Here is a 20908-nt window from a genome sequence, read left to right on the forward strand (position 1 = left end):
AGGCCACTTGGGCTCGCGCGCGCAACCAATGCAATTCAGTCTTCCGAGCGCAGTGCCGCTTCGATGCGCTGGATCAGCCGCTCCCGCAGCGAAGGCACCGCGTTGCCGAGAACGGCGAAGGTGCGGACGATGGGCAAATACGGCTCCATTGCCGCCGTTAGCTCCGCGAGAGACATGCCGGCCAGCCGCGCATATTCGGATTGCGCCGCCGCATTGGTCGCGCGCGGCCGCTCCGGATTGTCGGCGACTTCCGGCCCGAGCTCGGACAGGATCACGCGCAAGAACCCAAGCTCGAGGACGGCGGGCCCGCACAGCGCGCTGATCCAGTCGACCAGCTTTGGGCCTTCCGCTGTCATGATCACGTTACCGGGGCTCAGGTCGGTATGGCAAAGCCCGTCGCCCGGCGGCAAGCGATCGATCAGCGCGAGGATTTCAGTGGCGATGTGCTTCGGGAGCTTGCCGTCGTCGTGCCCCAGCTGAGCCTCCATGTACTCGCGCATGGAGAGGACCTCCGGCGGCAGGGGTGTCTTGTGAATGGACATGGCAAGAGCCGCGACGATCGCGCCGGCCTGTTCGAACGTCACCGCGCCGGTTCGGGTTAGCTGCAGCAGGGTCGGTCCATCGAGGCGCTGCAGCACGATGCCGAAGCGCCCGTCCAGGGTCACCTCGCCGAACACCTCCGGCACCGGAGCGCCGGCGGCGTGGACGGCGCGGATCATCTGCACCTCGAACCAGGGCATCCGCCGCGGCAAGCCGGGCTTGAACAGTTTAACGACTTGCCCCGGCGCCCAGGCGTAGGCTTCGGAGTAGGCGCCTTCACCGATCTTGTCCCCCAGCGATCCCTGCATCTTCAGCCTCCGTGTTGCTGTGACGGTCAATCACCATAGGCGGAGCGCGATGACCGAGAGTAATCACCCCACGGAGCGCAGGGCCGGCTCGACGCGCTGGATCAGCCGCTCCCGCATGTCAGGCATCGCCCCGCCGAGCAGGAGGAAGACGCGGACGATCGGCAAATAGGGCTGCATCGCCGCCGTCAGCGCCGCAGGGGCTATGCCGGCCAGCCGCGCATACTCCGCCTGCAGAACCGAATTGACCGTGGCCCGCTCCGGATCGTCGGCGTGTTCCGGGCCAATCTCGGCAAGCAGGATATGGCACTGTGCAATCTCGTAGGCGGCGGGCGCACGAGCCGCGCCGAGCCAGTCGATCAGTCTCGGACCCTGCGCCGTCATGATCACGTTGCCGGGGCGAAGATCGGAATGGCACAGAACGTCATCGGGCGCGAGGTGTTCGATCAGCGCGAGGACGCCGGTGGTGATGCGCTCTGGAAGCACTTTGTGTGATCCGCGTTTTGCGCAAATGTTGCTCAACAATCCCAATCTCATCGTAGAGCTTATCCAGAAGTTGTCGCCGAATTGCCGAAGCGCGCTAAACTCAGGCCCGACCAACACAACCAATACAGATTGCGGTCCATGCAGGCGCCAATATCAGACTTGTTTGATTGTGACTCATGGCAGCGGACCTTGCAGGCCATGTCCGCCTCCATGTGGCTGAACAATCCCGGCGGCAGATCGTCATCGAGGTCCAGTTTCGAACCGTGGCGTTGAAATGCAATGCCATCGCGTATCGCGGATGCCAGACCGTGGCCGGGCAGCGGCTAGGGGTCCGCAATTCGAGGTGCACGCCGGAGGAGCCATGAAACGGCAACCCCGTAATTTCGGCTGAACAGCTTGGGCGTTACGCTCCACCGCCGCGTCCGTCAGGGAACGATCACCACTTCTCCCGGAATGCGACCTGTTTGGCCTGATCGCTGTTTACCACCAGTATGGCCACCGCCACCCCTCATAGAGGTCCCAAGATGACACCAGGGGCGGCCCGTTTGGATCGACCCGGTCGTCTTCAGGGCGATAACGATATCGTGGAACAATATAATAGTCCCACGGAGTCGGCGTTACCACGGGAGTCGAGATCACGACCCTCGTTCGTTCATGAACGACGTGTGCCTTCCGCGTCCGGGCTTCTGCACTTGACGTCCCGAGGTTGCACAGCACCAGGGCCGTTCCGAGAGCGCACGCGACGGTCATTATCTTCATCTTCATGCATCGGCCTCCTATCCTGAGAGTGCAAAAGGACTCAACGCAAGGCAAGCTAATTCGCTCTTCGCGACGGACGCCTACGCTGTCGGACTGGGCGTTCGCGGCATTTCGGAATAATAGAAGATATCGCTGAGTTGCCCGACGTGTCAAGTTGCTTGTCAGAGTGCCGACGGCCGCCCTGCTACTTTGCATGGGGTTGTTTTCGATATTTTGGGTTCTCCAACGTCACCAGCAGTGGTGACGACAAAACGAATGCGAAAGCGCCGGAGCTGGCTGAGGGGCTTTCATCCGCGGAGACAGACCCCTCATCCGGCGCTTCGCGCCACCTTCTCCCACAGGGGAGAAGGGAAGAGGGACGTCGCTACCGCAGTGCCGCCAGCAATTCGTCGGGCTGCTCGACCATCATCATGTGGCCGGCGCCTGGCAGCACGACGGTGCGCGCATTCGGCGTCGCCGCGGCGAGCGCCTTGCCGGCCTTGGCGGGGGTCATCATGTCGCGCTCGCCGAGCACGAACGTCGCGGGCACCTTGACCGCGGCTGCGGCGGTGAGCGCGTTCTGATAGGCGTTGCAGGCGTTGAGGTCGTTGTAGAGCACGCCGGGCTTCGCCTCCTGCAGCACCCGCTGCGCGCCCTGGTGCATCCACAGGCCGGGCGCGAGGCTGCCGCCGAGCTCGGCCCTGAAGCCGAGTCCCCAGATCGAGACCATGTCGATCGCGGCCACGTCATTGGCCTCGGCCGCCTTCAACAGATCGGGACCGACCGTCATGGTCGCGGCGGTGCCGATCAGCGCGAGGCCGGAGACCTTGTCGGGATGCCGCGCCGAAGTCTCGATCGCGATCAGCGAGCCCATCGAATGGCCGATCAGCCGGGCCTTCGACGCGCCGGCGGCGGTGATCAGCGCCGCGACCCAGTCGGCCATCTCGGCGATGGTCGCGAGCGGCTTGCCGGCGGAGCGGCCGTGGCCCGGGAGATCCGGCGCCAGCACGGAATAGCCGTGATGGGCGAACCAGCGGCTGTGCAGCGCCCAGGTCGAAGAGTCGAAGCCGGCGCCGTGGATCATCACCACCGTGGCGAGCTGCGGATCGAACGGCTTGCCGCCGGTCGCGATGAAGGTATCGGCCCCGTTGACGGAAAGCTGCATGGTCTTAAGTCCTTTGCGAGGCGCGCAGCGCCTGGCCGAGATCGTCGATGATATCCTCAGCGGCTTCGATGCCGACCGATAGCCGCACCAGCTCCTCGCCGATGCCGGCGGCCTTGAGCTGATCGGCGTCCATCTGCTGGTGCGTGGTGCTGGCCGGATGGATCACCAGCGTCTTGGCGTCACCGACATTGGCGAGGTGGCTGATCAGCTTCAGCTGCTCGATGAACTTCTTGCCGGCGGCGCGGCCGCCCTTGATGCCGAAGCTGACGATCGAGCCGGCGCCGCGCGGCAACAGCTTCTTCGCCAGCGCGTAGTCCGGATGCGTCTCCAGCGACGGATGCAGCACCCAGTCGACCGCCTTGTTCGCGGTGAGGAAGTCCAGCACCGCATGGGTGTTGCTGACATGGCGGTCCATGCGGACGCCGAGCGTCTCGATGCCCTGCAAGAGCTGGAAGGCGTTGGTCGGCGACAGACAGGCGCCGAAATCGCGCAGGCCCTCGGTGCGGGCGCGCATGATGAAGGCGGCCTTGCCGAACTGCTCGTCGAAGACGATGCCGTGATAGCCGGCATAGGGCTCGGTGAGCTGCGGGAATTTACCGGAGGCGCGCCAGTCGAACCGGCCGCCATCGACGATGACGCCGCCGATCGCGATGCCGTGGCCGCCCATCCACTTGGTCGCCGAGTTCATCGTGATGTCGGCGCCGAGCTCGATCGGCTGGCTCAGATAAGGCGTCGCGAAGGTGTTGTCGATCAGCAGCGGGATCTTCGCATCATGCGCGATTTGTGCCACTGCCGGGATGTCGAGCACTTCGAGGCCGGGATTGCCGATGGTCTCGCCGATCACGAGCCGCGTATTCGGCTTGATCGCGGCGCGGAATTCGCCCAGCGCGCGCGGCTTCACGAAGGTCGTGGTGATGCCGAAGCGCGGCAGCGTGTGCGCCAAGAGGTTGATGGTGCCGCCATAGAGCGAGGCGGAGGCGACGATATGGTCGCCGGCATTGAGCAGGGTTGCGATCGCAAGATGCATCGCGGCCATGCCGCTGGCGGTGCAGATCGCGCCGACGCCGCATTCGAGCGCCGCGATCCGTTCCTCCAGAACCGCGGTCGTCGGGTTCGAGATGCGGGTGTAGATGTGGCCGGCACGTTCCAGGTTGAACAGCGCCGCCGCATGATCGGCGTCCTGGAAGACGTAAGACGTGGTCTGATAGATCGGAACCGCGCGCGCGCCGGTCGCGGGATCGGGGCGCTGGCCGGCGTGCAGGCTCAGGGTTTCGAAGGCAGGCGGCTTGGGTGCGGGCATGCGAAGCTCGTCAGGTCAGTCGATCGGAGTGATCGGTGCGTTGGTTTAGACGTGAACTGCGGTGCGAACACGGCCGACATTGCCGAACACGCGCAAATAGCGCTCGACCTCTGTGGGGATGCCGGTCGCCTTCTCCGGATTGTCGGAGAGTTTGACGGCCGGGCGTCCGTCGACCGACGTCACCTTGCACACGATCGAGATCGGATCGAGCTCGGCAGTGCCATCAGGCGCGCAGCCGACGAAATCGTTGGTGAGGTTGGTGCCCCAGCCGAAGCTGACGCGCACGCGTCCCTTGAAGTGATGGAACGTCTCCTCGATCGAGCCGACATCCATCGCGTCGGAGAACACCAACAGCTTCTCCTTGGGGTCACGGCCCTTCTGCTTCCACCACTTGATGATGTCTTCGCCGGCGGTGATCGGCGGCGCGCTGTCGGGACGAAAGCCGGTCCAGTCGGCGACCCAATCCGGCGCGTCGCGCAGGAATGGCTTGGTGCCGAACGCATCGGGCAGGGCGATCAGGAGGTTGCCGCCATAGGCGTGGCGCCATTGATCGAGGATGCGATAGGGCGCCCAGCGCAGCTCCTGGTCGTCGTTGGCGAGTGCCGCGGCCACCATCGGCAGCTCATGCGCGTTGGTGCCGATCGCCTCGAGGTCGTTGTCCATCGCGAGCAGCACGTTCGACGTTCCAGTGAAGGACGGGCCGAGGCCTTCCTTCACCGCCTCGACGCACCAGCGCTGCCACAGGAAGCCGTGGCGGCGGCGCGTGCCGAAATCGGACAGCCGCAGGCCGTCCAGCTTGCGCAGCCGCTCGACCTTGGCCCACAGTTTGGCCTTGGCGCGGGCGTAGAGCACGTCGAGCGCGAAGCGGCCGTAGGTCTTGGTCGCGGCGCGCGAGCGCAGCTCGTTGAGGATTGCGAGCGCCGGGATCTCCCACATCGTGGTGTGGGTCCACGGCCCGTGGAAATGCAGCTCATACTGGCCGTCGACCTTGTGCAGCTCGTATTCGGGCAGGCGGAAGGTCGAGAGCCAGTTGATGAACTCGGGCGAGAACATCTGGGTCTTGCCGTAGAACGTGTTGCCGGCGAGCCAGATCAGTTCCTTCTTGGAGAAGCGGATGGTGCGGGCGTGGTCGAGCTGGGCGCGCAACTCGCCCTCGTCGATGACCTCGGCAAGCCGGATATGGGTCGACCGGTTGATCACCGAAAAGGTCGTGCGCGTGTCCGGATAGCTTTCCCGGATCATCTGCTGCATCAACAGCTTGTAGAAATCGGTGTCCAGCAGGCTGCGCACGATCGGGTCGAGCCGCCAGCCGTGGTTGTAGGTCCGGGTCGCGATGTCTGTCACGGTCATGCGGGAACCTTAACCTGCCCCGCGCCGCCCGCCCAGTGGGTATCGGGCGGAACATGGCAGGTCAGCGCGCTATGGTCTGCCGTATACGGCCGACCGTGGCGGCGACATCGGTCCAGGCCGGCTTGCCCGGGGCAAATTGCTGCCGCAGGAAGGAGGCGAGCTCGGCGACCTGGCCGTCGCTCATGCTGTCCTTGAAGGCCGGCATGTAGCCGAGATCTGTCACGGCCGGCTTGGCGATGCCGTGCAGGATCACCTGGATCAGATTGTCGGGGTTGTCGCTGTGCAAATTGCTGTTCAGAGCCAGCGACGGCCGGCTGCCGAACAGCGGCGGGCCGCCGACCTCGTGGCAGACGGCGCAGGCGCCTTGATAGATCCGCGCGCCTGCCGAGGCCGCGGTGGTGACGGCCGTGGCGGCCTCGAGTTTGGCGGCCACGGCATCGTGCGCGGGCCGATCGGTGGCTTCGTTGAACGAGGCGAGGTAGACCGCCATCGCGCGGATGTCCTGGTCGGGCAGTGCGGCGAGCTCGTGCACGACCGGTGCCATCGGTCCCGCGGCAACGCCATGCAGGCGGGACTCGCCGGTGCGCAAATAGGCGTAGAGCTCGTCCTCGCTCCAGGGGATCGGCGCCTTCGACAGCGACGTCAGCGCCGGCGCCTCCCAGCCCTCGGCGAAGCCGCCGGCGAGATAGGCGCGTTGTTGCTCGGCGCCGAGCGCATTGCGCGGCGAGTGACAGGCGCTGCAATGGCCGAGACCTTCGATCAGGTAGGCACCGCGATTCCAGATGTCGGACTTCGATGGATCAGGTTGGAATGTGCTGGACTGATGGAACAGCGCATTCCATCCGGCGAGCAGCGGGCGCAGGTTGAACGGAAATGCCAGCGCGTTCGCCGGCGTCTCGGCGCGCACCGGTGCCTGCGTCATCAGATAAGCGTAGAGCGCCTGCAGGTCGGCATCGCTGGTCCTGGCAAAATGTGTGTACGGAAACGCCGGATAGAGATGGCGCCCGCCGCGATGAATGCCCTCGCGCATCGCGCGCTCGAACGCGGGATAGGACCAGGCGCCAATGCCGGTGTCGATATCGGGCGTGATGTTGGTCGTGTAGATCGTGCCGAACGGTGTCTCGAGCGGGCGGCCGCCGGCGTTCACGATGCCATGCTCCGACGTATGGCAGACCGCGCAGGCGCCGAGCGCCGCGAGCTCCTTGCCGCGCGCGATCGTCGCGGCGGAATAGATCGAGGCATCGGGCCGCGCGATCGGCGCAATCGCGCGCCACGGCAGCACGGCAGCGCCGATTCCGAGCGCCGCGGCGCAGAGCGCAGCAATGCCGGCGAGCACCCCGCCGCGTTTCGCAAACGGATTCTGCCATCTGCTGAGGTCGGCCGGTGGTGCGGGTAAGGGAAGTGCCGCAGGCGCTGCGGGCTGCTCGCCGTGCAATCCCTTTAGAATGCGTTCCGGCGTGAACGGCGGCTCGCGGAAGCGGACGCCGGTCGCATCATAGATCGCATTGGCGATCGCGGCGGCACTCGGCACCGAGGCGGACTCGCCGACGCCGAGCGGCGGCTGGTCCTGCCGCGGCAGCATCAGGACGTCGATCGCAGGCAGATCGGGGAATTTGATGATCGGGTAGGCGCCCCATTCGCGCGCCGTCACCGCGCCGCGCTCGAACGAGACTTCCTCCATCAGCGCGCGGCTGGTCGACTGGATGACGTTGCCTTCGATCTGGTGCCGCACGCCCTCCGGATTGATCATCAATCCGGAGTCCTGGCCGGCGACGACGCGCGTCACGCTGACATCGCCGGTCGCCTTGTTGACGGCGACGTCGGCGATCCAGGCCGACCATGCCGCGCCATAGCCGGGAAACTTGCTGTGCACATAGAGCGCATAGGCAAAGCCGCGGCCGCGGACGATATCGCCCTCGGCCTCGGGCTCCTGCCGCACCGGGCGCGGCGTCCAGCCGGCGCGCTCGGCCACCGCATTGACGAGATCGATCGCGCGCTTATCCCTGAGGTAGCGCAGCCGGTATTCGATCGGATCGACCTCGGCCTCGGCGGCCAGCTCGTCGATGTAAGATTCATGCGCGAACGTATTGGGCAGCGCAGAGACGCCGCGAAGCCATGACGCGCGCACGATCGGCGGCATGTCGTTGGCGACCACGCGCATGTTCTCGTAGTCGTAGGGCGGGATCGCTGTGCGGTCGCCCATCTCGAACACGGCCGCTTCAGGCGCGATCCGCCCGGTGAGCAATAGCGCCAGCGTCGGCGCGCCATTCGAGGGATAGCGCGTAACGAAGTCGTAGCCGGCGACGCTGCCATCGGCATTGAGTCCGCCATTGACGTCCATCAGCTGCGCGGTGCCCTTCGGCTCCCAGGCGTGTTCCTGCTCGCGGGTGAGCTGCACGCGCACCGGGCGGCCGACCGCGCGCGACAACAGCAGCGCATCGGCGGAGACATCGTCGGCGCAGTTGCGGCCGTAGCAGCCGGCGGCCTCCATCCGGATCACGTCGATCTCGGATTCCGGCCGCTGGATCAACAATGCCAGATCGCCGCGCAGGATGTGCGGGTTCTGGGTGCCGGACCACACCCGGATGGCTCCGTCGCCGAAATCGGCGACTGCGCAAGAAGGGCCGATCGAGCCGTGCATCTGGTAGGGCCAGACGTAGGTTCGCTGCATCGGCTTGGCCGCCGCCTTGATCGCGGCATCGACGTCGCCTCTGTCGATCAGTTGCCGCGGCGTCGAGGGATTGGCGCGCAGCGCTTGCTCGATGTCGGAGAGGTCGGTCAGAACAGGTCCCGGCTTCCAGCTCACCTTGAGCTGCGCGGCGGCCTGGATCGCGTTCTCCTCGCGCTCGGCGACGACGCCGACGAAGTCGCCGATCCGCACCACGGCGACGAGGCCGGGAATATCGCGCGCTGACGCCTCATCGACGGCGATCAGGCTGGTGCCGACGAACGGTCCGGCATCGACGCCGGCATAGGGCGGGCGGACGACGCGGCCGTGCAGCATGCCGGGGACGCGCATATCGTGGACGTAGACGAGCTCGCCGGTGGCCTTCGCCGGCAGGTCGACCCGCGGCACCGACTTGCCGACCACGGAATACGCGTTCACCGCTTTGACCGGAACGTCGTCGGCGAGCTCGAGCCGGATAGTCTCATCCGCGATCAGCTCGCCATAGCTGATGCTGCGATTGTCGTGGCCGCGGATCAGGCCGTCCTCGATCATGAGCTCATCGGCGGGCAGCTCAAGCCGCTCCGCCGCGCGCGAGAGCAAAAAGTGCCGCGCCTGTGCGGCGGCCTTGCGCAAGGGAACGGCGGTGATCTGGATGGTTTCGCTTGCGATCGTCGCACCCTGGTTCGGCACCACGGCGGTGTCGCCGAGGATCACGACCACTCGGGCAAAGGAGACATCGAGCTCTTCGGCGACGATCTGCCCGAGCGCGGTGCGGATGCCGGTGCCGAGATCGACATGGCCGTTATAGGCGTTGACCGAACCGTCTGATGTGATGGTGATGAAAGTCTCGAACGCGCCTTCCGCGCCGAGCACCGCGGGGCGAACGACCGACAGCGAGCCGCGCATGCGTTGCTCCGAACCGGCCATCAATCGCGCGCCTCGAGCACGTGGCCGGCAGCGCGCATCGCCGCACGAATGATTTCGATATGCGCGCCGCACCGGCAGAGATTGTAGCGCAGCGCTTCCAGCACCTCGTGCTCGGACGGATGGGGATTGCGCGCGAGCAAAGCCTTGGTGGTGATGATCATGCCGTTGAGACAATAGCCGCACTGCGCGGCCTGTTCGCGAATGAAGGCATCCTGCACGGGATCGGGATGCTCGCGGCTGCCGAGCCCTTCGAGCGTGACGATGTTGCGCCCCACGCAGCCTTCGATCGGAATCACGCAGGCGCGCGCAGCGACGCCATCGATCAGCACCGCGCAGGCGCCGCATTCGCCGAGCCCGCAGCCATATTTCGGTCCGTTCAATTCGAGGTCGTTGCGCAGCACGTAAAGCAATGCGGTGTCGGGAGCGGCGTCGACATCATGATTCCTGCCGTTCACGGTCAGGCGCATTGCTCCGGTTCTCCCCTTGATGTTTGCGCTGCAGCGTCGGCGTCAAATCCACCGATGAGGATAACGTTTGTATACAAACGTGCAAGCGGCGGCATGCCGCGCTGCAGCGAGTGCACGCTTTATGAACAGGGTGCGCAAGCGAATGGCAGAGTTTGATCGCAAAGCCCGCTTGACAGGTCCCGGGCTCGCGCGCAGGATCATTCGTACACGAACGATATAGGCGGGGAGGCGGAAGCGCAGTATGATCGACCGCCACCACAAGTCCAGGCTTGGTCACGATGGCTGACACAATGACGGTCGCCGCCGGCGACAAGATCCGCTGCGATGCCTGTCCGGTGATGTGCTACATCAAGCCGGGCGCGGCCGGCGCGTGCGACCGCTATGCCAATCACGACGGCACGCTGGTGCGCGTCGATCCGCATGTCGTGCTGGAGCGCACGGTCTCGCATGGCGGCAAGCTGGTGCCGTTCCAGGCCAGCGGCGACTGGGACGGCAAGATCGTCCGTCATCCCGAACTGTTCGTCACCGCGATCGGCGCCGGAACCACCTATCCGGACTACAAGCCGGCGCCCTTCATCGTGTCGTCGGAAGTCGACGGCGTCGACATGGTCACCGTGGTGACCGAGGGCATTTTCTCCTATTGCGGCGTCAAGCTGAAGATCGACACCGACCGCTATCTCGGGCCGGAGACCGCGATCGTCCGTGCCGAGGGCGAAGCGGTCGGCCATGTCACGACCAGCGAATACGGCTCGCAGATGCTCTCGCTCGGCGGCGTGCATCATCTGACCGGCGGCTCCAAGAAGGAAGGCCGCGTCACCTGCGACACGCTGATGGATCTGTCCAACTGCAAGGCGGTGGAGCTGACCATCGATGGCGGCGCGACCGTGGCGGTGCAGGCGGGCAAGCCGCCGATCGTCAACGGCATGGCGGAAGAGCGGATGCGGGTCGGCTGTGGCTCGGCGACCATCGGCATGTTCGCCAAGCAGTGGCACGGCAAGGTCGATGAGGTCGTGGTGGTCGACGACCACATCACCGGGGTGCTCAGCGAGCACCAGGCCGGCAAGCTGCTCGACATCGCCGACACCGGCATCAAGATGAAGGGGCGCCGCTCGACGCCGGGCCGCTACTTCCAGGTCGCTGATCCCGGCACCGGATGGGGCGGCACCAACATCTCCGATCCGCTGTCGATCCTCGGCCCCTTCAATGCCAAGGAAGCGCGGCCCGGGCTCACCATGCTGATGGTCTCGACCACCGGGGAGCATGCGTCCTATTACGTGCTCGACGAGGCGCTGAGGCCGATCGAGACCGAGATGCCGGCGGACCTGAAATTCTCGGTCGAGCGCATCCAGGAGAATTGCGAGCCGGCGCTGTGCACCGTGCTGTTCATGGGCGGCGCGGGCGGGTCGCTGCGCGCCGGCGTCACTGACAATCCGGTGCGGCTGACCCGCTCGGTGAAGGACGCGCTGACGCGGGTGACCAGCGGCGGCGCGCCGGTCTATGTCTGGCCGGGCGGCGGCATCACCTTCATGGTCGATGTCACGCAGATGCCGGCCGGCGCCTTCGGCTACGTGCCGACGCCGGCCCTGGTGGCGCCAATCGAGTTCACGATGCGGCTGTCGGATTATGCGGCGCTCGGCGGCCATATGGATTTTGTCCGGCCGCTGTCGTCGCTGCGGGACAGCGCCGAAGTCCGGCCGATGCCTCATCTTCCAGGGCGGCGCGCATGAGGCGGCTCCCGCAAATCGCGCTTCTTCCTGACGGCAAGCGGCTGCATTTGCAGGACGGCCCCATTGATCTCATTGTCGAGGCCAAGGGCGCGGACCGGGACGTCAGCGCCGCCTATCAGGCGGCGGCGGAACGCTTCACTGGCTTGCTTGACGAGCTCTGCGGCGAACTCGCCTTGCTGCGGAGCGCGGCCGATCCGCAGCACTGCGTGCTGAAGGGCGTGGTCGCGCGGCGTATGCATGCGGCGGTCGCGCCGTTTGCTGCCGATCGCTTCATTACGCCGATGGCGGCGGTCGCAGGCTCGGTCGCCGAGGAAATTCTCGGCGCGATGCTGAGAGCAGCGGTGCTTGACCGCGCCTATGTCAACAATGGCGGCGATATCGCGTTGCATCTCGGCGATGGCGAGCAGTTCACCGTCGGCCTGATGGATAGGCCCGACCGCCTTGGTGTGATGCGCGCCGTGGCCATAGATACCGACATGCCGGCCCGCGGCATCGCCACCAGCGGCCGCCATGGCCGCAGCTTCTCGCTCGGCATTGCCGATGCCGTGACCGTGCTGGCGCGGACGGCGTCGCAGGCCGATGCGGCCGCGACCGTGATTGCCAATGCGGTCGATCTGCCCAATCATCCTGCGATCCTGCGCGTTCCGGCGAGCGAGTTGCAACCCGACAGCGACCTCGGCGCACGGCTGGTGACCCGCGATGTCGGGCCGCTGGCGGAACATGAGACCGAGCAGGCGCTCGAGGCGGGAGCGGCGCTGGCGCGCCACCTCCTGACGTCGGGATTGATCGAGGGCGCGGCATTGCGTCTACTGGGCGAAACGCGGCTTGTCGGTGCAACTGGCAACGGGACGCCGGCGTCGCACACGTTTCAGGGACGAACGATAGAACACATGCTGCAGGCATGACCGGGAGCGAGCCAAGATGAGCGCCGTCATTCGCAAGATCGTCACCGTGGTCGAGGAGACCCATCTGGAGATGGGCAAGACCATCGCGCCGCCGACCCGGCGTGCTGCCGCGATCGCGGTGATCGAAAATCCCTTTGCCGGCCGCTATGTCGAGGATCTGTCGCCGTTGATCGCGATCGGCGAGGAACTCGGCGAATTGCTTTCGAAGCGGGCGGTCGCCGCGCTCGGCATCGACGGCGCCAAGGCGCACAGCTATGGCAAGGCCGCCGCCGTCGGCGAAAATGGCGAGCTCGAGCACGCGGCGGCGATCCTGCATCCGAAGATGGGCGCGCCGGTGCGCAAGGTGCTCTCCAAGGGTGCGGCGCTCATCCCGTCGTCGAAGAAGCGCTCGGGTCCCGGCACGACGCTGGATATTCCACTCGGGCACAAGGACGCTGCCTTCGTGCGCAGCCATTTCGACGGCATGGAGGTGCAGATCAACGACGCGCCGCGGGCCAACGAGATCATGGTCGCGGTTGCGGTGACCGACAGCGGACGGCCGCTGCCGCGCGTCGGCGGGCTGACGGTCGACGAGGTCAAAGGCGAAGACGGATTGCGATAATCTCTTTGAAGAAAAACTGGAGGACGGGATGCGTGGTTATTTTGTAGGGGCGGGATTGGCGATCGCGGTCGCGACCATGGCAACGAGCGCCATGACGACACAGGCGTTGGCGCAGAGCGAAATCAAGATCGGCGAGATCAACTCCTACTCCTTGCTGCCGGCGTTCACCGAGCCCTATCGTAAGGGCTGGCAGCTCGCGGTGGAGGAGATCAACGCGGCCGGCGGCATCAACGGCAAGAAGCTCGTCGTCATTTCCAAGGATGACGGCGGCAAGCCCGCGGATGCGCAGACCGCGGCCAACGAGCTGGTGTCGAGCGAGAACGTCGCGATGCTCACCGGCACGTTCCTTTCCAACATCGGCCTCGCAGTCAGCGATTTCGCCAACCAGAAGAAGGTGTTTTTCCTGGCGGCCGAGCCTTTGACCGACGCCATCACCTGGTCGAAGGGCAACCGCTATACGTTCCGCCTGCGTCCCTCCAACTACATGCAGGCGGCGATGCTGGTGGAGGAGGCCGCGAAGCTGCCCGCAAAGCGCTGGGCGACGATCGCACCGAACTATGAATACGGCCAGTCGGCGGTCGCGGTGTTCAAGAAGCTGATGTCTGAGAAGCGGCCCGACATCCAGTGGGTCGACGAGCAGTGGCCGCCGCAGGGCAAGATCGACGCCGGCCCGGTGATACAGGCGGTTGCCGCGGCGAACCCGGAAGCGATCCTCAACGTCACCTTCGGTGCCGACCTCGTCAAGCTCGTGCGCGAAGGCAACACCCGCGGCCTGTTCAAGGGCCGCACGGTGGTGAGCTTCCTGACCGGCGAACCGGAATATCTCGATCCTCTGAAGGACGAGACGCCGGAGGGCTGGATCGTCACCGGCTATCCCTGGTATTCGATCAAGACGCCGGAGCACGACGCGTTTCTGAAGGCCTACCAGGCCAAGTACAACGACTATCCGCGGCTCGGCTCGATCGTCGGCTACCAGACCATCAAGGCGGCGGCAGCGATCCTCGCGAAAGCCGGCTCGAACGATCCGGAGAAGCTGATCGCGGCGGCGGAAGGCATCTCGATGCCGTCGCCGTTCGGCGAGATCACCTTCCGCAAGATCGATCACCAGTCGACGTTAGGTGCCTTCACCGGCAAGACCGCGCTGAAGGACGGCAAGGGCATCATGGTCGATACCGCCTATCGCAAGGGCTCGGACTATCTGCCCAGCGATGCCGAAATCGAGAAGCTGCGGCCGAAGGATTGATTTCTCTTCTCTCTCGCCCCGCTCTTGCGGGGAGAGGGTCGGGGTGAGGGGCTGCCACCGCGAGCGAGCGCGTGGGGAGTCCCCCTCACCCGAAACTCAAGCTCCGCTTGAGTTTCGACCTCTCCCCGCAAGCGGGGCGAGGTGAAGGAAAGTGACGCTTGTGATCTCCAACGCGGACCGCCCATGGCCTTCTATGTCGTCCAGTTCCTGACCGGTCTTGCCAGCGCGGCGTCGCTGTTCCTGGTCGCTTCGGGTCTGTCGATCATCTTCGGCGTGACGCGGATCGTGAATTTCGCGCATGGCGCGTTCTACATGCTCGGCGCCTACGTCGCCTTCACGCTGACCGAGCGCTTCTCGGGCGCATTCGGTTTCTGGGGCGGCATCGTCACCGCGGCGCTGGCCGTTGCCGCGATCGGCGTGCTGGTCGAGATGGTCCTGCTGCGCCGGATCTACCATTCGCCCGAGCTGTTCCAGTTGCTCGCCACCTTCGGTCTCACGCTGATGGTCGAGGACCTCGTGGTGCTGATCTGGGGCCCGGACGACTTGGTCGGCCGCCGTGCGCCGGGCTTCAAGGGCGCGATCGATTTCTTCGGCCAGAATATTCCGAGCTACGATCTGTTCCTGATCGTGCTCGGGCCGGTCGTGCTCGGTGTGCTCTGGCTGTTGTTCCAGCGCACCCGCTGGGGCGTGCTGGTGCGGGCGGCGACGCAGGACCGCGACATGGTCGCAGCGCTCGGCGTCAATCAGAAATGGCTGTTCACCAGCGTGTTCGCGCTCGGTGTCTTCCTCGCTGCGCTCGGCGGCGCGCTGCAGATCCCGCGCGATGCGGTCAACCACGCGATGGATCTGCGCGTCATCGTCGAGGTCTTCGTCGTGGTTGTGATCGGCGGTCTCGGCAGCATCATCGGCGCCTTCGTCGCGGCGGTGCTGGTGTCGGAGCTCAACGCCTTCGGCATCCTGATCTTCCCGAAGATCTCCATCATCCTGGTGTTCCTGGTGATGGCGGTGGTGCTGATCGTCCGGCCGTGGGGACTGTTCGGTAAACCCGAGGCGCCGGCGCGGCGCACGCCGGGCCTGACGGTCAATCCGTGGCGGCCGCTGACGATGAATGAACGGCTCGCCGCGATCGCCGCGCTCGTGGTCGCCGCCGCGCTGCCGTTCGTTGCCGGCAATTACGTGCTCACCGTCGGCTCGGAGATTGCGATCTTCGTGATCTTCGCGGTCAGCCTCCACTTCCTGATGTCGGTCGGCGGGCTCGCCTCGTTCGGCCATGCCGCCTATTTCGGCCTCGGCGCCTATGGCGTCGCGCTGCTCGCCAAGATGGCGGGCTTGCCGATGATCGCGTGCCTGCTGCTCGGCCCGCTGCTCGGGCTCATGGGCGCCGCCGTGTTCGGCTTCTTTGCGGTGCAGCTCTCGGGCGTCTATTTCGCGATGCTGACGCTGGCCTTTGCCCAGATTGTGTGGTCGATTGCATTCCAGTGGGTGTCGGTCACCGGCGGCGACAACGGCATTCTCGGCGTCTGGCCGGAAAAATGGGCGGCGAGTCCGTCGCATTTCTACTGGCTGTCACTCGGTATCGCCGCCCTCGCGGTCGTGATCCTGCGCATCATCGTGTTCTCGCCGTTCGGCTTTGCGCTGCGCGCCACGCGAGATTCGCCGTTGCGCAGCGAAGCGGTCGGCATCAACGGCAAGCGGATCCAGTGGACCGCCTTCGTGATCGCGGGCACGGTCGCCGGCCTAGCGGGCGCGCTGTTCGCCTACCTCAAGGGCAGCGTCTTCCCCGACAATATGGGCATCTCGCTGTCGGTCGACGCGCTGGTGATGGTGCTGCTCGGCGGCGTCGAGACGGTGTCGGGCGCCGTGGTCGGCGCGATCGTCTACAAGGCGCTCAACATCTGGCTGGTCAGCCAGACCGATCTCTCAAAACTCGTGCTCGGCGGCTTCGTCGTGCTGATTGTGGTCGCCTTCCCGAAGGGCATCGTCGGCACGCTGGAAGCGTTCCTGCACCGTCGGCGCAAATCCGGATCGTCGTCGTCGACGTTGCTCACCTCCCGCATCGAGACTGCCGAATGAGCATGGTTCCCACATTGCTGTCGGTCGAGGGGCTGACCAAATCCTATGGCGGCGTGCACGCTGTGCGCGGCGTCTCGTTCGAACTGCGCGCCGGCGAGATCCTGGCGCTGATCGGACCGAACGGCGCAGGCAAGAGCACCTGCTTCGACATGCTGAACGGCCAGAACATTCCCGATAGCGGCCGCATCCGCGTGCTGGGCGCGGAGACCACCGGCAAGAAGCCACGTGTGATCTGGCGCATGGGGGTCGGCCGCACCTTCCAGATCGCGGCGACATTTCCGACCATGACGGTACGCGAGAACGTGCAGGTCGCGCTGGTCTCGCATGGCGGACAATTGTTCAACCTGTGGGCCTCGACCGCGCGGCAGGCACGCGACGAGGCCGGGCGACTGCTCGACCTGGTCGGCATGGGCGCCTATGCAGAACGCCCCTGCGGCGAGCTCGCCTACGGCGACGTCAAACGGCTGGAGCTTGCGATCGCGCTCGCCAACCAGCCGAAGTTGCTTTTGATGGACGAGCCGACCGCCGGCATGGCGCCGCGCGAGCGCGTCGAACTGATGCGCTTGACGGCGCGGATCGCGCGCGAACAGTCGATCGGCGTTCTCTTCACCGAACACGACATGGACGTGGTGTTCGAGCACGCCGACCGTATCCTGGTGCTGAACCGCGGCACGCTGATCGCCGAGGGTTCGCCCGAGGAGGTGCGCGGAAACGCCCAGGTGCGGGCGATCTATCTCGGCGAAGGCCTGCTCTATGACGCCCGGCACCGCGAGGGGGCATCGGCATGAAGCTCACGGTGAAGGACCTCAACAGCTTCTACGGCCCGGCGCATATCCTGTTCGACATCGCGCTCGAGGTCGGCGAGGGCGAAGTGGTGGCATTGCTCGGCCGTAACGGCGCCGGCAAGTCGACCACATTCCGCTCCATCGTCGGCCTGGTCGAAAACCGCTCCGGCCGCGTCATGTTCGAGGGCAGGGACGTCTCGGAGCTGCCGACGCATGCGATCGTGCGCGGCGGGCTCGGCTATGTGCCGGAGGAACGGCGCATCTTCACGGATCTGACGGTCGAAGAAAATCTCGAGGTCGGCCGCCAGCCCAGGCGGCCCAATGCGCCGCAATGGGATCGCGAAAAACTGTTCAAGCTGTTCCCCAATCTTGGGGAGATGCGCGGCCGGCCCGGCGGGCGCATGAGCGGCGGCGAACAGCAGATGCTGACGATCGCGCGCACGCTGATGGGCAATCCGTCGCTGGTGCTGCTCGACGAGCCGTCGGAAGGGCTGTCGCCGAAGATCGTCGAACAGATGGTCGATGCGATCCTGGCGATGAAGAAAGAGGGCGTCAGCATCGTCGTCTCCGAGCAGAATCTGCATTTCGCCCGGCTGATCTCGGATCGCGCCTACATTATCGAACGCGGCCGGATCTGTTTTGGCGGCACCATGGCGGAACTCGATGCGCGCCCGGATATCCGCGACGCGCATCTGTCGCTGTAAAGGACGGGGTGGACATGGCGAGGAGCGCTGCACAGAAGCGAAGCGTCAAGGCGGCCAAGCCCGGTTACGTGCTCGATGACCAGATCGGCTTCATCCTGCGCCAGGTGTCGCAGCGTCACGCCGTGATCTTTTCCCGCGAGATCGGCATCAACCTGACGCCGACGCAATGGGCGGCGCTGTCGAAGCTGTCCGAGGTCGGGGCATGCTCGCAGAACCAGCTCGGGCGGCTGACCTCGATGGACGTTGCGACCATCAAGGGCGTGATCGATCGCCTCACCGCGCGCGGCTTGACCGAGACCTCGCCCGATCCCGACGACGGCCGCCGGCTGATGGTGAGCCTCACGCGCGCCGGCCAACAGATGGCCGACAAGGCCGCGCCGAATGCGCTGGTGATCTCCCGGGAGACGCTGGCGCCGCTCGACGCCAAGGAGCGGGAGACCCTGATGGCGCTGCTCGGCAGGTTGCGGTGACCTTACCCTCCCCTGGAGGGGGAGGGTCGGATCACATCGAGCATAGCGAGATGAGAGCCGGGGTGGGGCGGTCTCTCCACACGGGCACTGTTCTAATGGTGAGACTGTCACCCCACCTCGGTTCGCATTTCATGCGAACCGATCCTCCCCCTCCAGGGGAGGATGAAGAAAGTGCCACCGTGTCGCATCCGGATTATGTCGCAAGGCCAAGCGCGACGGCGCCGACCAGCACCAGGCTGACGGCCCAAACGGTGTCCAGGTTGAACCAGCTCCGGGCCACGAATTTGAGGCCGAGATAGCGGTAGACCAGCCACGCCAGGCATCCGCCGGCGGCGATCATCGCGCCGGCATGGACGATCGCGACCAGCACGGCCATGGTCAGGCTGCTGTCGATCAGGGAGTTGGCAGCCGCGTGGTCTTGGTCCGGCTCAGCCGTGCGGCATAGTCCGAGATAGATCGGCACCAGCATCAGCGCGGCGCCGTGGGCGATCGCCACCGCGAAGGACCACAAAGCGAGTTGCGTCGGCGGGATCCGCGCCAGGGCCCGCGGATGGCGGCGGTCGATCAGCCGATAGATGCCGAAGGCGATCACAAGCAGGCTGGCGCCGATCCGGATCGTACGCTGCCATTCGACGAGGGTGATCAGCAGCGCGAAGGGAAGGATCACGAGCAGCATCGCCAGCAGGTGACCGATTGCGAGCGGGCCGAGCGCGGCTAGCAGCGCGCGCGAACTCCTCTGCATCAAGCCGGCCGAAACCGCGAGCGGCCAGCCCATGCCCGGGTTGATCCCGTGGTAGAGGCCGCTCGCAATCACCGCCAGCCACAGCCAGGCCGGTGTCCAGTCGGCTGTACTCACATTCAGGCCGAAGGATAGCAGAACGAATCCGTAGAGCAGTCACCGCCGTCGAGCCGGATCTGGTGCGCGCGATACCCGTCGGGGAGGCTGACCCAATAGTCCTTCGCCAGTTCAAGCCCGCCGCCCGGGCTTGCATTCGCCATCACCTCGGCGCCGGGAATGCCTTGCGGATAGAACTGGTCGTCCCAGGTCGAGTAGAGCGAATTGGTCCAGTAGACCCGCTTGCCGTCGCGGCTGATCTCGACCATCTGCGGACCGCCGGCAAATGCCTGTCCGTTGGGATGCGGCGTGCGGCTGACGATGCCGCCGATGCGCACCGATCCGGCGAGTTTTGGTTTGCGCGGATCGCTGACATCGTATTGGCGCATCTCGCCGGTGGCCCAGCAGGAGACGTAAAGGAATTTGTCGTCCATCGACAGGTCGATGTCGGTCACCAGCGGCGGCACCGCGCCGAAACCCTGCAGCAGCGGTGGCAGCTGCTCCTTCGGCGCGGGCTCGGGCGGAATCGTCGCCGTCTTCTCGATGTGAAACTTGCCGCCCTCGCGCCACCAGGTCCAGATCGAACCTTCCAGGTTCGTGGTATCGACCACGACGCCGACGAAGCCGTATTCGCGAACCGGATCGTGCGCGGGCCGCACTTCCAGCGCCATCTGATGGTTGGCGCCGAGATCGATGGTCTGCACATTGCGTCGCGCCCGCAGATCCCAGAAGTGGAGGCGATGGCCGTATTTGTTCGAGAGCAGGTCCTCCGGCACGATGCCGTTCTCGAATTGCGGCGGCAGCGCCCATTCGCTGCTCACCATGTAGTCGCGCGGCAGGTTCCACCAGAAGTCATAATGCTTGGTCTGCGGACCGCGATCGATCTCCCAGCGTCCGAGGACCTCGAAGGTCTCGCAATCCATGATGAAGACGCCGGGCGGTCCATCGGTGCCGTCCTTGCCGCCGCCGCCCAGCGTGGAGACGTAGATGCCGTCCGGTCCGCAGTGGATGGTATGCGGCCGCGAATAACCGGTCTTCCTGAACACCTCCTCGGGCTCGATGATCTTGTGGATCCTGGCCTGCGTCGGATCCGGCTTGGTGTCGATGATGTAGATCCGCGACGACCGCATGCCGGGAACGACGAGATAGCGGCGCTCGATGAAGGCATGTCCCGCGAGTGGGGAGAGCGCCGACGAGCACGCGTTCCAGCCGAAATGGTGAAACTCGTCGCCCTTGTTGGGCATCGTCACGGTGTGGACGATCTTGCTGTAGGTCGGCGAGCCCGGCTTGACGTCGATCACGGCGAGCGCGTCGGGCTTGGAAAAGTCCGGGCTGAGCAGCACCGTGTAGGCGAAGTTCTCCGCCGGAGCTTCCATCGCAAGCTTCGGCGACGCGTGAAACGTGGGATCTGGCCTCATCGTCATCGTGCTGCCTCCTGTTTGCCTGGTGTGAACCAACACGGCGCGGCGGCATGCGGCAGGAACTTAATCGTCGCGTGGCTCTTGCGAGCGCCGTCGGCTAGGTTCGCGTGGCGGCACGATACACCTCAATGATGACGGGTGGAAACAAGGTTCGGTTACGGGGGCGGCGCGGCAAAGGCGCGCGGCGCTTTACTGTTC

The 20908-nt window shown here is 65.6% G+C and carries 17 protein-coding genes; 8 read left to right on the plus strand and 9 right to left on the minus strand.

What is annotated here, in order from left to right:
• Window positions 1–35: 35 nt before the first annotated feature.
• From ACVIGA_RS33255 to ACVIGA_RS33285, 7 genes are all read right to left on the minus strand, one after another.
• Entirely contained in the window at window positions 36–848 is an 813-nt protein-coding gene (locus ACVIGA_RS33255; RefSeq protein ID WP_456669324.1) for an aminoglycoside phosphotransferase family protein, read from the minus strand.
• A gap of 63 nt (window positions 849–911) precedes the next feature.
• Window positions 912–1331: a phosphotransferase family protein gene (locus ACVIGA_RS33260; RefSeq protein ID WP_456669325.1), complete on the minus strand. Its 420-nt coding sequence runs from the start codon at window positions 1329–1331 to the stop codon at window positions 912–914.
• A 1123-nt stretch (window positions 1332–2454) separates the two neighbouring features.
• On the minus strand, window positions 2455–3234 hold the full coding sequence (locus tag ACVIGA_RS33265) for an alpha/beta fold hydrolase (RefSeq protein ID WP_456669326.1): 780 nt from the start codon (window positions 3232–3234) through the stop codon (window positions 2455–2457).
• A gap of 4 nt (window positions 3235–3238) precedes the next feature.
• Window positions 3239–4534: an O-acetylhomoserine aminocarboxypropyltransferase gene (locus ACVIGA_RS33270; protein WP_456669327.1), complete on the minus strand. Its 1296-nt coding sequence runs from the start codon at window positions 4532–4534 to the stop codon at window positions 3239–3241.
• Window positions 4535–4579: 45 nt separating this feature from the next.
• The gene (pncB, locus tag ACVIGA_RS33275; protein WP_456669328.1) at window positions 4580–5884 is read right to left on the minus strand and encodes a nicotinate phosphoribosyltransferase; all 1305 of its coding nucleotides are present in this window, start codon (window positions 5882–5884) and stop codon (window positions 4580–4582) included.
• A 61-nt stretch (window positions 5885–5945) separates the two neighbouring features.
• Window positions 5946–9458 carry a molybdopterin cofactor-binding domain-containing protein gene (locus tag ACVIGA_RS33280; protein WP_456669329.1) on the minus strand — a complete coding sequence of 1171 codons (3513 nt, stop codon included), beginning with the start codon at window positions 9456–9458 and terminating at the stop codon, window positions 5946–5948.
• Between the two features lie 20 nt (window positions 9459–9478).
• Window positions 9479–9946, minus strand: coding sequence for a (2Fe-2S)-binding protein (locus ACVIGA_RS33285; RefSeq protein ID WP_456669330.1), 468 nt, complete (start codon window positions 9944–9946; stop codon window positions 9479–9481).
• A gap of 278 nt (window positions 9947–10224) precedes the next feature.
• Here ACVIGA_RS33285 and ACVIGA_RS33290 point away from each other — a divergent pair, with 278 nt between their 5' ends.
• The 8 genes from ACVIGA_RS33290 (at window position 10225) to ACVIGA_RS33325 (ending at window position 18454) form a co-directional block, all read left to right on the plus strand.
• The gene (locus tag ACVIGA_RS33290) at window positions 10225–11673 is read left to right on the plus strand and encodes a 6-hydroxynicotinate reductase (RefSeq protein ID WP_456669331.1); all 1449 of its coding nucleotides are present in this window, start codon (window positions 10225–10227) and stop codon (window positions 11671–11673) included.
• Window positions 11670–12578: a UPF0280 family protein gene (locus tag ACVIGA_RS33295; RefSeq protein ID WP_456669332.1), complete on the plus strand. Its 909-nt coding sequence runs from the start codon at window positions 11670–11672 to the stop codon at window positions 12576–12578. The genes ACVIGA_RS33290 and ACVIGA_RS33295 overlap by 4 nt, the downstream gene beginning before the upstream one ends.
• 16 nt (window positions 12579–12594) lie before the next feature.
• Complete coding sequence (locus tag ACVIGA_RS33300; RefSeq protein ID WP_029078203.1) at window positions 12595–13179, plus strand: amino acid synthesis family protein; 585 nt, start codon at window positions 12595–12597, stop codon at window positions 13177–13179.
• 28 nt (window positions 13180–13207) lie between these two features.
• Window positions 13208–14422, plus strand: a complete 1215-nt coding sequence (locus ACVIGA_RS33305) for an ABC transporter substrate-binding protein (protein WP_456669333.1) — start codon at window positions 13208–13210, stop codon at window positions 14420–14422.
• 183 nt (window positions 14423–14605) lie between these two features.
• Window positions 14606–16495: an ABC transporter permease gene (locus ACVIGA_RS33310; protein ID WP_456669334.1), complete on the plus strand. Its 1890-nt coding sequence runs from the start codon at window positions 14606–14608 to the stop codon at window positions 16493–16495.
• Complete coding sequence (locus ACVIGA_RS33315) at window positions 16492–17283, plus strand: ABC transporter ATP-binding protein (protein WP_456669335.1); 792 nt, start codon at window positions 16492–16494, stop codon at window positions 17281–17283. The genes ACVIGA_RS33310 and ACVIGA_RS33315 overlap by 4 nt, the downstream gene beginning before the upstream one ends.
• A complete protein-coding gene (locus ACVIGA_RS33320; protein WP_375779680.1) occupies window positions 17280–17984 on the plus strand; it encodes an ABC transporter ATP-binding protein in 705 nt (234 codons plus the stop codon). The genes ACVIGA_RS33315 and ACVIGA_RS33320 overlap by 4 nt, the downstream gene beginning before the upstream one ends.
• Before the next feature lie 14 nt (window positions 17985–17998).
• The gene (locus ACVIGA_RS33325) at window positions 17999–18454 is read left to right on the plus strand and encodes a MarR family winged helix-turn-helix transcriptional regulator (RefSeq protein WP_223968158.1); all 456 of its coding nucleotides are present in this window, start codon (window positions 17999–18001) and stop codon (window positions 18452–18454) included.
• A 193-nt stretch (window positions 18455–18647) separates the two neighbouring features.
• Here the strand turns inward: ACVIGA_RS33325 and ACVIGA_RS33330 are convergent, their stop codons facing one another.
• Both ACVIGA_RS33330 and ACVIGA_RS33335 read right to left on the minus strand, forming a co-directional pair.
• The gene (locus tag ACVIGA_RS33330) at window positions 18648–19310 is read right to left on the minus strand and encodes a hypothetical protein (protein WP_456669336.1); all 663 of its coding nucleotides are present in this window, start codon (window positions 19308–19310) and stop codon (window positions 18648–18650) included.
• 2 nt (window positions 19311–19312) lie between these two features.
• Entirely contained in the window at window positions 19313–20713 is a 1401-nt protein-coding gene (locus tag ACVIGA_RS33335; RefSeq protein ID WP_456669337.1) for a selenium-binding protein SBP56-related protein, read from the minus strand.
• Between the last annotated feature and the right edge of the window lie 195 nt (window positions 20714–20908).

It is taken from the genome of Bradyrhizobium sp. USDA 3240 (assembly GCF_054063295.1).